At 66.2% G+C, this 13,473-nt stretch carries 15 protein-coding genes; 4 read left to right on the top strand and 11 right to left on the bottom strand.

Annotated features, from left to right (window positions below; all coding sequences use genetic code 11):
* Window positions 1–1,307 (top strand): 2-polyprenylphenol 6-hydroxylase (gene ubiB / locus Q8M88_RS14065; protein WP_305597784.1); only part of this gene is annotated, 1,307 nt, incomplete at its 5' end.
* A gap of 20 nt (window positions 1,308–1,327) precedes the next feature.
* Here the strand turns inward: ubiB and Q8M88_RS14060 are convergent.
* The 8 genes from Q8M88_RS14060 to nth form a co-directional block, all read right to left on the bottom strand.
* Window positions 1,328–1,651 (bottom strand): phosphoribosyl-ATP diphosphatase, encoded by a 324-nt coding sequence (locus tag Q8M88_RS14060; protein WP_305597783.1) that lies wholly within the window; start codon window positions 1,649–1,651, stop codon window positions 1,328–1,330.
* Complete coding sequence (gene hisF / locus Q8M88_RS14055; RefSeq protein WP_305597782.1) at window positions 1,648–2,427, bottom strand: imidazole glycerol phosphate synthase subunit HisF; 780 nt, start codon at window positions 2,425–2,427, stop codon at window positions 1,648–1,650. The genes Q8M88_RS14060 and hisF overlap by 4 nt, the downstream gene beginning before the upstream one ends.
* Entirely contained in the window at window positions 2,427–3,149 is a 723-nt protein-coding gene (gene hisA / locus Q8M88_RS14050) for a 1-(5-phosphoribosyl)-5-[(5-phosphoribosylamino)methylideneamino]imidazole-4-carboxamide isomerase (protein WP_305597781.1), read from the bottom strand. Before hisA ends, hisF begins: the two co-directional genes overlap by 1 nt.
* On the bottom strand, window positions 3,146–3,784 hold the full coding sequence (gene hisH, locus Q8M88_RS14045; protein ID WP_305597780.1) for an imidazole glycerol phosphate synthase subunit HisH: 639 nt from the start codon (window positions 3,782–3,784) through the stop codon (window positions 3,146–3,148). The genes hisA and hisH overlap by 4 nt, the downstream gene beginning before the upstream one ends.
* A gap of 13 nt (window positions 3,785–3,797) precedes the next feature.
* Window positions 3,798–4,388, bottom strand: coding sequence for an imidazoleglycerol-phosphate dehydratase HisB (hisB, locus tag Q8M88_RS14040; protein ID WP_305597779.1), 591 nt, complete (start codon window positions 4,386–4,388; stop codon window positions 3,798–3,800).
* Between the two features lie 4 nt (window positions 4,389–4,392).
* Window positions 4,393–5,382 (bottom strand): adenosine kinase, encoded by a 990-nt coding sequence (locus Q8M88_RS14035; RefSeq protein WP_305597778.1) that lies wholly within the window; start codon window positions 5,380–5,382, stop codon window positions 4,393–4,395.
* Between the two features lie 327 nt (window positions 5,383–5,709).
* On the bottom strand, window positions 5,710–6,321 hold the full coding sequence (locus Q8M88_RS14030) for a hypothetical protein (RefSeq protein WP_305597777.1): 612 nt from the start codon (window positions 6,319–6,321) through the stop codon (window positions 5,710–5,712).
* A gap of 83 nt (window positions 6,322–6,404) precedes the next feature.
* Window positions 6,405–7,097 carry an endonuclease III gene (nth, locus tag Q8M88_RS14025; RefSeq protein ID WP_305597776.1) on the bottom strand — a complete coding sequence of 231 codons (693 nt, stop codon included), beginning with the start codon at window positions 7,095–7,097 and terminating at the stop codon, window positions 6,405–6,407.
* Between the two features lie 54 nt (window positions 7,098–7,151).
* Between nth and Q8M88_RS14020 the strand changes: the two genes are divergently transcribed.
* Window positions 7,152–7,625 carry a DUF2244 domain-containing protein gene (locus Q8M88_RS14020; protein ID WP_305597775.1) on the top strand — a complete coding sequence of 158 codons (474 nt, stop codon included), beginning with the start codon at window positions 7,152–7,154 and terminating at the stop codon, window positions 7,623–7,625.
* Window positions 7,626–7,746: 121 nt separating this feature from the next.
* Here Q8M88_RS14020 and Q8M88_RS14015 read toward each other — a convergent pair whose 3' ends face one another.
* From Q8M88_RS14015 to Q8M88_RS14005, 3 genes are all read right to left on the bottom strand, one after another.
* Window positions 7,747–9,675 carry a PAS domain-containing hybrid sensor histidine kinase/response regulator gene (locus Q8M88_RS14015; protein ID WP_305597774.1) on the bottom strand — a complete coding sequence of 643 codons (1,929 nt, stop codon included), beginning with the start codon at window positions 9,673–9,675 and terminating at the stop codon, window positions 7,747–7,749.
* A gap of 807 nt (window positions 9,676–10,482) precedes the next feature.
* On the bottom strand, window positions 10,483–10,662 hold the full coding sequence (locus Q8M88_RS14010; protein WP_305597773.1) for a hypothetical protein: 180 nt from the start codon (window positions 10,660–10,662) through the stop codon (window positions 10,483–10,485).
* A 341-nt stretch (window positions 10,663–11,003) separates the two neighbouring features.
* A complete protein-coding gene (locus Q8M88_RS14005) occupies window positions 11,004–11,687 on the bottom strand; it encodes a Crp/Fnr family transcriptional regulator (RefSeq protein WP_305597772.1) in 684 nt (227 codons plus the stop codon).
* A gap of 336 nt (window positions 11,688–12,023) precedes the next feature.
* On the opposite strand from Q8M88_RS14005, the gene Q8M88_RS14000 reads away from it, so the two are divergent.
* The gene (locus Q8M88_RS14000; RefSeq protein WP_305597771.1) at window positions 12,024–12,344 is read left to right on the top strand and encodes a hypothetical protein; all 321 of its coding nucleotides are present in this window, start codon (window positions 12,024–12,026) and stop codon (window positions 12,342–12,344) included.
* Entirely contained in the window at window positions 12,341–13,468 is a 1,128-nt protein-coding gene (locus Q8M88_RS13995; protein WP_305597770.1) for a helix-turn-helix domain-containing protein, read from the top strand. Before Q8M88_RS14000 ends, Q8M88_RS13995 begins: the two co-directional genes overlap by 4 nt.
* The last annotated feature ends 5 nt before the right edge of the window (window positions 13,469–13,473 follow it).

The raw sequence follows: 13,473 nt of genomic DNA, 5'->3' as shown, positions 1-13,473 counted from the left end.
TGGGGCCGGTGGCGATCAAGCTCGGGCAGTTGATGTCGACCCGGGCCGACGTGTTCGGCGCGGAGTTCGCCCAGGACCTGTCGCGGCTGAAAGATCGTTTGGCGCCCTTTTCCCAGGAGCTGGCGCGCTCGGAGGTGGAGCTGGCGCTGGGGCGGCCGATCGAGAGCCTGTTCGCCCACTTCGGCCCGCCGGTGGCCGGCGCGTCGCTGGCCCAGGCGCACGAGGCCACGCTGATCGACGGGCGCCGCGTGGCGGTCAAGGTGCTGCGCCCGCGCATCGAACGGCGGGTGGCGCGCGACGCCGAGGTGCTGGCGCTGGCGGCGGGTCTGGCCGAGCACTGGTCGGTCCCGGCGAGGCGACTGGAGCCCAGAGCCTTCGCCGCCACCGTGATCCGCGCGACGGAACTGGAGCTGGATCTGCGACTGGAGGCGGCGGGGGCCGACGAGCTGGGCGAGGTGATGGCCAGGGACGGCTACATGCGCGCGCCCAAGGTGATCTGGGACGGGGTCGGCAAGCGGGTGCTGACCCTCGAATGGGCGGCCGGCATGGCGCTGTCGGACGCCGCCGCGCTGGAGCAACCGGGACTGGACCGCAAGGCGCTGGCCGACAACCTGATCCGCGCGTTCCTGGCCCAGGCGCTGGACCACGGGGTGTTCCACGCCGACCTGCACGAGGGCAACCTGTTCGCCGCAGCGCCGGCGCAGCTCACCGCTGTGGACTACGGCATCGTCGGGCGGCTGAGCGCCGACGAGCGGCGCTATCTGGCGGAGATCCTGTTGGGCTTCCTGGAGCGCGATTACGAGCGGGTGGCCCGTGTGCATTTCGAGGCCGGCTATGTGCCCGCCGTGCACAGCGTGCCGGCCTTCGCCCAGGCGTTGCGCGCGGTGGGCGAGCCGATGTTCGGCCGCAACGCCTCCCAGGTGTCGATGAGTCGGGTTCTGACCCAGTTGTTCGAGATCACCGCCCTGTTCGACATGCGCCTGCGCCCTGAGCTGGTGCTGCTGCAGAAGACGATGATGACAGTGGAGGGCGTGGCGCGGCGCATCCATCCCGAGCACGACATCTGGGCGGCCGCCGACCCGGTGGTGCGGCGCTGGATGATGCGGGAGCTGTCCCCGCCGGCTCAGGTGAAGCGGTTGCTGCAGGACGCGACGCTCGCGCTGCGGAACCTGGCGCGGCTGGCCGAGCCTGTTGCGCCGGTGGTGGTCGCTGCTGAGGCGCCGGCTGGCGCGCCGTCGATGCTGTGGTTCGCCGTGGGCGCGCTGGCGTCGGGGGCTGCGTTTCTGCTGGCGGCGGTGTTCGGGTAGGGGGCGTCTGAAGCCTACCGTCAGCCTCCGCGCGCGGCCTTTTCGTCGAGGCCGGAGCGGCCTTCGCGGGCTTCCAGCTTCGCGGCGACGTCGTCGAGGCTGACGCCAGCGGCGGCCAGTACCACCAGCCAGTGGTAGATCAGGTCGGCGCTTTCGGCGGCCAGCGCATCGGCGTCGCGCAGGGTCGCGGCGATCACCGTCTCCACCGCCTCTTCGCCGAGCTTTTTGGCGGCGCGCGCGGGGTCGGCGAGCAGTTGGGCGGTGTAGGAGCCGGCGGCGTCCGCGCCCTTGCGGGTCTGGATGGTCGCGGCCAGGCGCTGAAGCGTCTCGTCGAAGCGGCTCATGCAGGGACCCCCTGGGTGTGGCGCACAGGTAGGCCGGCGCGGTCCATCGCCAGTTTCACCTCTGCGATGCCGACTTCGCCGAAGTGGAAGATCGAGGCGGCGAGCACGGCGTCGGCGTGGCCGTGGGAGACCGCGTCGACCATGTGGGCGGCGTTTCCCGCGCCGCCGCTGGCGATCACCGGGATGCCCACCTCGCGGGTGACCGCGGCCAGCAGGTCGAGGTCGTAGCCGGTCTTGGCGCCGTCGCGGTCCATGGAGGTGAGCAGGATCTCGCCCGCGCCGCGGCGTTCGGCCTCCACCGCATAGGCGACCACGTCCAGGCCCGTCGCCTTGCGGCCGCCGGAGATGGAGACCTCCCAGCCGCTGCGCTCGTGGGCGTTCTTGGCGTCGATGGCGTCCACGGTGGCCTGGCTGCCGAAGGCGTCGGCGCAGGCGGTGATCAGTTCGCGGTTCTCCACCGCCGAGGTGTTGATCGAGATCTTGTCGGCGCCGGCCAGCAGGAGCCGGCGGGCATCCTCCACCTGGCGGATGCCGCCGCCGACGCTGAGCGGCATGAAGCAGACGTCGGCGGTGCGCGCGACGACGTCGAGGATCGCGCCGCGGCCCTCGTGGCTGGCGGTTATGTCCAGGAACATCAGCTCGTCGGCGCCGGCCGCGTCGTAGGCCCGCGCCTGTTCGACCGGATCGCCCGCGTCACGCAAGGAGACGAAGTTCACGCCCTTGACCACGCGCCCGTCCTTGACGTCCAGGCAGGGGATGACGCGGACCTTGAGCATCAGGCCGCGACCGCCAGCGCCTGGGCCGGGGTGATGCCGCCGGTGTAGAGGGCGCGGCCCAGCACCGCGCCGGCGATCGGCACGCCCTTGCGCGCCTTCAGTCGGGTGATGTCGTCGACGGAGGCCAGGCCGCCCGCGGCGATCACCGGGATGGTCACCGCGTCGGCGATGGCGCCGAAGGCCTCGACGTTGAAGCCCAGCAGGGCGCCGTCGCGGTCGATGTCGGTGATGATCAGGGCGCCGACGCCGGCGTCCTCGAAGCGCTTGGAGACGGTGACCGCGTCGAGGTCGGAGCTCTCGGTCCAGCCCTGGACCGCGACCTTGCCGGCGCGGACGTCGACGCTGACGGCGATCTGCTCAGGCCACAGCTTGGCGGCTTCCTTGACGATCTGCGGTTCGCGCACGGCTACGGTGCCGAGGATCACCCGGCTGACGCCGGCTTCGATCCAGCGTTCGATGTCGGCGAGCGTGCGGATGCCGCCGCCGAGCTGGATCGGGATCGACACGGCGTTGAGGATGTCCTGCACCGCATCGGCGTTGACCGCCTTGCCCTGGACCGCGCCGTTCAGGTCGATGACGTGGATCCAATGGAAACCATCGTTCACAAACCGCTTCGCCTGGTCAGGAGGCGAGGTGTTGAACACCGTGGCGGTGTCGAGGACGCCGTGCAGCACGCGCACGCACTGGCCGTCCTTCAGGTCGATAGCCGGGTAGAGGATCACGGTCGCCACTCCAGAAAGCGCGCCAAAAGGGATAGCCCGGCGCCTTGCGACTTCTCCGGGTGGAACTGCACGCCGGCGACGTTGCCGCGCGCGACGGCGGCGGGGAAACGTCCGCCATGGTCGACCCAGGCGGCGACGTCGGCCTCGTCGTCGGGAAAGAAGGCGAAGGAGTGGGTGAAGTACATCGGCTGGGCATCCACGCCGGCCAGGATCGGCTGGCCCGTGGCGACGCTTTCGAGGTCGTTCCAGCCCATGTGCGGGACCTTGAGCGCCGGGTCGGCGGGTTCGATGCGGCGCACGTCGCCGGCGATCCAGTCGAGGCCTGCGGTCTCGCCGAACTCGAGCCCCCGTGTGGCGAGCAGCTGCATGCCGACGCAGACGCCAAGGAACGGCGCGCCGCGGGTGCGCACGGCCTCGGTCATCGCCTCGACCAGGCCGGGCCGTGCGTCGAGCGCCGCCTTGCAGGCCGCGAAGGCGCCGACGCCCGGCAGCACCAGGCGGTCGGCGCGGGCGACGATCTCCGGATCGTGGGTGACGCGGATCTCGACGGCGCGATCGCCGGCGGCCTTCACCAGGGCCTTCTCGGCCGAACGGAGATTGCCCGACCCGTAGTCGATCAGGGCGACGCTCTGCATGGGACCAAACTTCCTAGAGCACGCCCTTGGTGGACGGAGCCTGGCCAAGGGTCTTGGGGTCCGGCTCCACCGCCGTGCGCAACGCGCGGGCGAGGGCCTTGAAGCCGCTTTCGGCGATGTGGTGCGAGTTGTCGCCGTAGAGGGTCTCGAGATGCACGCAGGCGCCGACATTCATGGCGAAGGCGTGGTGGAATTCCTTGAACAGCTCGGTGTCCATCTCGCCGACCTTGGGACGCGCGAAGGCGACCTTCCAGATCAGGTAGGGGCGGTTCGACAGGTCGATGGCGCAGCGGGTCAGCGTCTCGTCCATCGGGATGTAGGCGTGGCCGAAGCGGCGGATGCCCTTCAGCCCGTCCAGCGCCTTGGCGACCGCCTGGCCCAGCACGATGCCGGTGTCCTCGACGGTGTGGTGCATGTCGATGTGCAGGTCGCCCTTGGTCTCGACCTTGAGGTCGACGCCGGCGTGGCGGGCGAAGCTGTCCAGCATGTGGTCGAAGAAGCCGACGCCGGTGGTCACCTGCGCGGCGCCGGTCCCATCCAGGTCAACCCAGACGCGGATCTGCGTCTCCTTGGTCTCACGGACCACCTCGGCGGTGCGGGCCATCGGCCTAGAGTCCTTTCGACGCGGCGAGGTCGCGGAGCGAGACCTGCGGCCGCGGGCCATAATGCGAAATCACCTCGGCCGCCGCCATGGCGCCCAGGCGGGCGCAGTCGGGCAGCGCGCGGCCCTGCGACAGGCCAAAGAGGAAACCCGCCGCGTATTGGTCGCCCGCGCCGGTGGTGTCCACGACTTTCTCCACAGGCTCGGCGGGGACGGCGTGGGTGCTCGCGCCGGAGGCGACTACCGAGCCCTGCGCCCCGCGCGTCACCGCGGCGATGTCGGTGATGGCGGCCAACGAGGCCACGGCCGCATCGAAGTCGTCGGTCTGGAACAGGGCGGTGACCTCGACCTCGTTGGCGAAGACGATGTCGACCTGGCCCTTGATGAACCCCAGCAGCGCCTCGCGGTGGCGCTCGACGACGAAGGCGTCGGAGAGGGTGATGGCGATCCGGCGGCCGGCGCCGCGCGCCAGGCCCGCGGCCTTGGCGAAGGCGCGCCGCGCCTCCTCGGGGTCGAACAGATAGCCTTCCAGATAGAGGATGGCGGCGTTCTCGACGACGGCCGCGTCCACGTCGTCGGGCCCGAACCGGGTCGAGGCGCCCAGGTAGGTGCACATGGTGCGCTCGCCGTCCGGGGTGACATTGATCAGGCAGCGCGCGGTGGCCGGACCGCCGGTCAGCGCCGGGGTGTCGAACGTCGCGCCGATCGCGCGCATGTCGTGGATGAAGACTTCGCCTAGCTGGTCGGACGCCACCTTGCCCAGGTAGGCCGCGCGGCCGCCCAGGCTGGCGATCCCGGCGATGGTGTTGCCGGCCGAGCCGCCCGAGGTCTCCACACCGGCGCCCATGCGCGCATAAAGCTGGTTTCCGCGATCCTCGTCGATCAGCGCCATCGAGCCCTTGGCCAGGCCCTCGCCCGCCAGAAAGGCTTCGGCCGCCGGCGAGATCACATCGACGATGGCGTTGCCGATCGCGGCGACGTCGAAAAGCTGGGTCATGGGGGAGGGGCCGTGTCTCGCGCGAGGAATGCGCGCTGACTATAGGCAAAGCGCCTCTCGGGCAATGTTAGGGGGAAGAAGAGGCACGCCGCGTCCGCGGAGGGCCTGCCATAAATCTCATGGATGATGCGAGCCTGACGTCCCGGGCCTGTCAAGGACCGGCTCCTGGCCGGCCGCGTGCGCGGCGAGCGCGTGCGCGCTCGTCCTTGAGAGGCCCGGGACGTCAGGCAAACTGGCCGCCATGAGCTTTAAGCCCCGATGGGCCGCGAGCGCGACCCACGCGCCACACCCCCGCTTTCGGGTGGGTTAGCCGAGTTGAGGAAACCCCTAGCGCCGGCCGTCGCGGATCCAGCGGAAGCGGGCGCCGCCGTGGTCCCAGGCTTCGCTAGCCCGGGCGGCGCCGCGGACGGCCTCCTTGTCATGGGCGACGCAGTTGGCGTCGCGGACCTCCAGGCCCGGCAGCGGCCTGTCGGTGACGCTGGGGCGATCGGGATCGGCGGGATCGGGCGGAGGCGGCGGACCGCAGTGGACCAACCAGACGGCGAACTCCACCGCCCGGCTGCGCGCGTCCAGCCTGGTGACCCGCAGGCCGAAGTAAGAGGTGCGGGTCTCGGGCGCGTCACCGGGGTCCTGGACGACCATCGGGTCGCCACCCGCGATCATGGCGTCATCATCGACGAAGGCGGCGGCCCCTTGCCGGGCCTCGCGGCGGGTCACCGCCTTGCCCTCCGCGCATTCCGGCCACGTCGCGAGCGGGGCGGCGGCGTCGAAGGCGCATTCGGCGTCGCCGGAAACCATCCACACGCCGGGGCGCATGGGGATCGCGCCGGCGCTGTCCGTCGCGGTGAACAGCGGTTGGTCCGAGTAGACGAGGTTGCTGCAGGCGCCGAGGCTGAGGGCGAGCAGGGTGGCGGTCATGGCGCGCAGGAAGGGGTGCATGCCGTCTCCATCACGAACACGTGATGGTGATCCTGGTCACCGCCGCCGGGCTGCGTCAAGCGAGCGGCGTCGGGCGGGCGGCGTCAGGCGCGGGCGAACAGGTGGCGGGAGGGACAGAGGTCGGCGATGACGCAGTCCTCGCACTTCGGCCGCCGGGCCACGCAGGTGTAGCGCCCATGCAGGATCAGCCAGTGGTGGGCCCGCGTCAGGAACGGTTGCGGCACCACCGCCATCAGGTCGGCCTCGACCAGGTCCGGCGTCTTGCCCTGCGACAGCGCCAGGCGATGGGCGACGCGGAACACATGGGTGTCGACGGCGATGGCCGGTTCGACGTCCAGTTCGTTGAGCACCACGCTGGCGGTCTTGCGCCCGACGCCGGGCAGGCTCTGCAGGGCCTCGCGCTCCAGCGGCACCTCGCCGCCATAGCGCTCGATGAGGATGCGGGCGGTGGCGATGACGTTCTTCGCCTTGGTGCGGAACAGGCCGATCGAAGCGATGTAGGGGATCAGGGCCTCTTCGCCGAGCGCCAGCATCTGCTGCGGCGTGCTGGCGACGGCGAACAGCTTTTCGGTGGCCTTGTTCACCGATTTGTCGGTGGCCTGGGCCGACAGCGCCACGGCGACGACGAGCTGATAGGGGCTGGCGTAGTCGAGCTCGGTGCGCGGGTCTTCGGACTCGGCCCTCAGGCGTTCGAAGATCTCTTCGATGCGCCGCTGCTCGGCAGGTTTGAGCGCAGGACGGGCGAGCTTGGGCTTGGCCATGGGAAAGGCGACCATGGCGTGCATCGGATGGTTTCGCCAAGCCCGCGAGGGGCGTATTCATGGCCGCCGATGGACGCTGCCCTCTACATGGATGCGGTGATCACGCCGAACCGCTCGCTGTCCGAGCGCGGCTTTGTCGTGCTGATCGGCGTGGTCACCGGGTTCAACTGCGTGGCCGCGGCGGTGTTCATGTCGATGGGCGCGACCTTCGTGCCGCTGTTCCTGGGCCTCGACGTGCTGGCCGTGGTGATCGCCTTCCTGGTCAGCTTCGCCGCCGCAAAGCATGTGGAACGCGTGCAGGTCACCGCCCGCGACGTGCGCGTGGTGCGCGAGACTCCCCGCCGTTCCGACGTGATCTGGGAATCGCCCACCGCCTTCACCCGGGTGGCGCTGGAGGTGGTCGACGAGCAGCTGGTGGGGCTGAAGCTGGCGCTGTCCGGCAAGGCGATGCCGGTGGCCCAGGCGCTCAGCCCCGACGAACGCCAGGAATTCGCCCGCGCGCTGCAGCGCGCGATCCGCGAGGCGCGGGGGGCGAGAGTTTAGGGGCGGGGCCGTTTTCGACCCATCTCGGACCTTCACAAGGTCCGTTGAGGGGCGGTTGGCCCAGTGTCTGTTCGACGCAGGGGACCGGATGGCGCTCTCGACCCCGTGGATCCTATGGGCGTCAGGCGGCCTCTCGTGACTCCCCAGACGACGCGAAGACTGAATTTAATCCCGCGATGAGCCCTGCCACGCTGACAGGCTTGGCAATCAGTCCATCCATGCCAGCCTCGACGTAGCTTGCGAGCTGATGCTCCATGGCGTTGGCGGTGAGCGCCACAATGGGGGCCGCGGCGCGCCCGAGCGCCCTTTCCTCGCTGCGGATGAGGCGGGTGGCGGTTACGCCGTCCATGACCGGCATCTGGATGTCCAGCAGCATCAGGTCCCATGACTGAGCGCGCCAGGCCTGCACGGCCTGTTCGCCGTTCTCGACGAAGGTGGCCTCGAGCCCAAGTTCCGCCAGCAACGTGGCCAGTACAAGCCGATTGGTGGCGTTGTCTTCGGCAGCGAGAATCCGCAACGGCCCTTGCGCCTCGGCTAGACTGAGCGTGTCGGCCTGCGTGGCCGAGTGCGTGACCGCCATTTCGACCGGCTGCGCTGGAATCCACAGTGTGAAGGCCGAGCCTTCGCCTTCGACGCTCCGCACATCGATCGAGCCGCCCATACGTTGAGCAAGCTCGCGGGAGATGGCCAGCCCGAGCCCGGACCCGCCGTATTTCCGCGTCGTCGAAGCGTCGGCCTGGACAAAGCGATCGAAGATGTGCGGCAGGCTGACGGCTGGCACGCCGACACCGGTATCCTGCACCACAGCGATCAGATTCTGACCGTCATGGCCGAGTTTCAGTTGCACCGTGCCCCGGTCGGTGAATTTCACCGCGTTGGCGATCAGATTGTTGATAATCTGCCGCAAGCGCGCCTGATCTCCCCTCCAGTGGCACGCCCGCGCGTCGCCCACGTCCAAGGTGAAGCAAACGTCCTTGTCGCGCACGAGGGCCTCGAAGGTGGCGGAGGCCGAATCGACGAGGTCGCGCCCGCTCACCACCCCGTCCTCAAGGGCGAGTTGACCCTCCTGAATCCGGGAAAGGTCCAGGAGATCGTTCAACAGCGTCAGGAGCACCTGGCCGGATCGTTCCACGACCGCCAAGCGCTCGCGTTGGACAGGCGAAAGATCGCCACGCCCGATCGCGTCCGCCATGCCGATGATTCCGTTGAGCGGCGTGCGGATTTCATGGCTCATTGTCGCGAGAAAGTTGGACATGGCTTCGGTGGCGGCTTGGGCGGCTTTCTCGGACGCGCGAAGCTTTTCCATCGCGTCGCGCCAGTCGGTCACGTCCTGGACGGCGCCGGTGAAGCTGACGCAAAATTCTCCAACGATCTCGGGTTCGCCCAACACCCGGATCCACCGCACGCCGGAAGCTGTCCTGACCCTGCCTTCGAACTCAAGTCGTGAGCCGTCTTCGATGGCTGCGTCCAACGCCTCATGAAAGCTACTACGGTCGATTTCAATCCAGGCCAGTTCGGCTTCCTCCCGCCGGAATCGCTCCGGCTGGCCCCAGCCCATCAGCGTCGCAGCCTCCAAGGAGAAGTACACCTCTTCGGTAAGGCAGTTGAACTCCCAACTGCCCACCTTTGCGATGCTGTTCGCGCTGCGCAGCCCGGCAATCGACCGATCGAGTTCGCGTTCCCGCCGCAGGCTCTCGGTGATATCCTCGGACGTCGCCAACACCGCCACGACGAGGCCGTCTTCAATCAGGGGTGACACCGTGACCTGCCAGCTTTTCAGCGTTCCCTTCGCCGTGGGGCAGTCGGCTTTCAAGCGTTGCTCATCGCCGCCGAGCGCCGCGGCGAGCGCGCGGGCGATTTGAGGCCGTGCGTATTCTGGCCAGAAGCTGGCCCATAGCCGGCCTTCGACCTGCGAAAAATCATCCACCTCCATAAGGCAGCGGCCCGCCGAATTCATGAAAAGGAGGCGGCCCTCCAAGTCCAACACCTTGACGCAACCGCTGCTGTTCTCCAACGCGGTGAGGAAAAAACCATTATCGGCCCAGCCCATTGAAACTCCCCCTACTCGGCCAGATCGTCGCCCGTTGCGCGAGCACGCCCCTTGGTGGCCGTCGCCTAACAAAGGGCAGGCACTCCTAAGCGACTGTTACTAGTTACAAAAAAGCCTACGATAGAGGTGCGCATCGCGAGGCCCGCTACCGATCATTGGCCGGCGCCGCCTCTACGAGCGTCAGGGCTTCATCGCGATGGAAAGCACGCATGGCGCCCGCAACGAAGAGAGTGTGCCTGATGTCCGCTATAGGTGGCGGGCATGATGACCGCTCACCACCCATTTCGGAAGTGATGGTGTCCGCGCTTGAACGCAGCAGTCTATGCCTTAGCTTCGGTCGCATGACTTCATGGATGAGCGCACTCGCTGTCGCCGGCTTGCTACTCGCCGCGCCCTCTGCCGTCGCCCAATCACAGGTGCCTGTGCCAGAACAGCCGCGGTCAACCGTTGGTTATCAGAGCGTGAGCGCCGCAATGGAAGCACTTCGCTTACGTCCAGGTGTGATGTTCGAAGTTCAGAACGGTTGGACTATTGCGACCGATGAGGCGACCTGGACCATATGGTCGTTCGCTCCCCCGGAGGACCCAGCCTATCCGTCCGTCGTCAAGCGCACCTTGCTTCAGAACGGCCCAGGCGTCGCAATGAGTATTGATGTCCAGTGCGAAGCTCGGAAAGCAGCTTGCGACGATCTCGTGCGCACGTTCGGGCGGCTAAACGCTCAGACAGGGCAAGCGTTGAGGGGCGGGCGCTGACGTCTGCTTTCCACGCATTTCGGTCATAAAACCCCAGGCGTCGGCCTGCCGCTGTTCATGCCTTGAGAGCGCGCGTTGCAAGGTGGATCGGAAAGTACAGCGAACGGAGTGTATTCAGGGCCGCTGGGTCCTTGTCCTCGAAAAAGTAGGTGAGCATGAAGCCAGCCCGTAGCTGGCAGCCGATCTGAGCTTCAAGCGTGTGGCTGAACTTCACCGTGCGATCACGCTCGATCACCCTGGAAAGTTCCTCAGGCGGAAGATTGTGGATGTCAGCGTAGGCAGTGGGAAACGTACTAGGAGATCGCCTCGGGCTTGAGCATTCGCGTCGAGTTTTCTTCCCGACAAGGAGTGTTTGTAATTCGAAAAATGGCATTGGCGACAACAGAGGCGGCTCGCCCTGCTGCGTGAACTAGATCGGTAACCTTTTCCATCTGGAACGGCGTGGTCAGATAGCACAACCGTGAGGGAAATAGGGTAAAGTGTCGACGAGATCAGTAATCGATAGATAACATACTAAATAGAATATTCGCTATCGACGATTCGAGGCGAGCATCTATTTAGTTTTATCTGCAATGATTAAATATCTGCATGTCTCATGCGACCGACTTCATAGCATTCACAAGAGAGCATCTCTAATCGAGCTCGATCCACAATTTCGATCCGTCCCCTCTGGTAATCAATAAGTCCTTCGGCCTTGAGCTCTGACGCCAGGGTGCTAACCGTCGTGCGCTGGACGCCAAGCATGACGGCCAAGTAGTCCTGAGTCAGATTTACGACAGCCCCGTCTACACGATCGTCGGTCAGGAGCAGCCACCGCGCAAGGCGGTGCTTGGACAGGTGTAGGGCGTTGCACGCGGAGGTTTGTTCCGCCTGGGCGATGTCATTCTGGACGTGCAGCAACAGTGATCGCAGGACCTTCGGGTCGTTGTCCACAAACGCACGCAATCGCGCAGCGTCCATCTTCAAAGCACCGCCCGCGATTTGAACGAACACCCTGGCGTGGCTGGCGGCTCCGGTCAGCGCCGAAACGACCCCCACGACGCTCTCGAACCCCAGCGTGGCCGACTCAACCGCTCGTCCGTCCTTCATGACTGTGACGACAGACACGACTCCATTGTTTGGAAAATAGACGCTCTGAACCTTTTCACCCGCCTCATGCAGGACCTCGCCGGTCACCAGTCGCGTGGGTCGCAGGTCGCCATCTAGAGCGGAAAGCTGCGCGGCGCTCAGGCGGGCGAGAAAAAGATTTCGATGGGACACGGCGGCGCTCCTAGGCGGGAGCGTAAAAGAAACTCTCAGCCAGCGAGGCCCATTTACAATGTCACTGGTGAGTCCACATACGACTTTTGGTCTCGAAGATCTATTTTTCTTATGATGTCGCGCGGATCGCGCGTCCCGATAGGGGTTTCAAACATATAAATACTTCACCCGACATCGATGGCATTTATCCGACACACGCTTTTCGCTTATGAGAATTCCGTCGTGCAGCCGGAGATCCGGTAAATTCGACAGCTCCCGTCGTTTTCAGACGCCTATATCGACGACCCGACGGACCTCCACCCCGGCCAGGGGCAAGGTGAGTTCGAGAGGGATTTCATGGATACCATCCGGTACGGCGTCTTCAATCTGGGCCAGATATGGACCCTGGCGGGCGAACGCGGCGCAAGACTCGGCTTCACAAGTCGCGAACTCGCGATTGCAGCGTTGCACACCATGGTCGCGACGGACCGCGCGACGGGCGCATCAGTACTGGTGACTCTACAAGACAGCGCTGGTCGGCTCCGGACCGTTCTGAACCCAACCAACGATCTCACTTGCATTGATGCTGCAAACGGGTCGCGGCCGCAGATCCTCATGGAAGTGGATGCGGCAAGCGAGGGCAAGGGCGACCAGCCCGCCCGCAAAGCCTCCCGATGACCACACTGAGCAGCGCTCGGCGGCTAAGAACCTTGCTCGAGGTGGAGGACCTGGCCGGTCTGGAGCAGATCGCAACGGAGCGTCACGTAGAGGCCTCGCACGATCTCTTCGAGAAAGGCCGGGGGAATAGCTACATCCACATCGTTCTCGATGGATGGGTGGGTCGCTACCAAGATTTTCCGGACGGCCGGCGCCAGTATCTGGCTCTGCATTTGTCCGGCGATGTCTGCGACCTGGACCGCGTCATGCTGGACGCAGTGGATTTCGGGGCCGTGGCGCTCACCTCCTGCACCATTGCTCGTATCGAGCTGCGCGACCTGAAGGCGGCGTTCGAGGCTAGGCCCCGACTGGCGATGGTCTTTTGGCGGATGCTCTCCACTGAGAACGCGATTGCGTGCGCATGGGCTAGTTCGCTCGGGCGGCGAACTGCGCAAGAAAGTCTCGCGCATCTGCTTTGTGAAGTCGCTGTCAGGCTCGGCGGACCGACACCTGCAAACGGAAGTATTTTCTGTCTGCCGCTCACGCATGAAGACCTGGCGAACGCGCTCGGCCTCAGTGTCGTGCATGTCAATCGATGCGTGCAGTCCCTGCGAGCGGAACGGCTGATCGAGGTGAGCCATCGCCAGATGAGAATTCTCAACTGGAATGAGCTTCAACGTATCGCGGATTTCGACCCGACGTACCTTCGCCGGGACGCTGACGGGTCGAAGGCGCATTCCGATAAGCTCGCGGAAGCCGCTTCGGACGCCGCCGCGCTCGCTATTTCGCAAGACCGCGAGGCTTCGCAACTGCGCCGACAACTCGAACGTCGCGAGGCGGAGCTTCACGAACTCAATCATCGAATTGCAAATGGTCTGCAGATCGCCAGTGGACTGCTAGCTCGCCAGCGAAAAGTCCTGTCCGACCCGCAGGGCCGGGAGGCGTTGACCGAAGCGCAAGCCCGGTTGGACGCGGTCGGCAATTTGCATCGCTATCTCTACAGGCACAGTGAGAGGCTGTTTGGAAAAGGCGTGAGCGGTGATTCCGCTTCATCGTGGTCTGTGATTCAAGCTCGGGATGTGGACCGAGCAGAGCCGTGGCCGGATGGCCAAGATCGCGAAGAAGACCAAGCGATATCCATCTGATCTGA

This window comes from Phenylobacterium sp. (genome assembly GCF_030693805.1).
Lineage (GTDB): Bacteria > Pseudomonadota > Alphaproteobacteria > Caulobacterales > Caulobacteraceae > Phenylobacterium.
The sequence above is the reverse complement of the archived record's forward strand: the minus strand, read 5'-3'. Positions and strand labels throughout refer to the sequence as shown.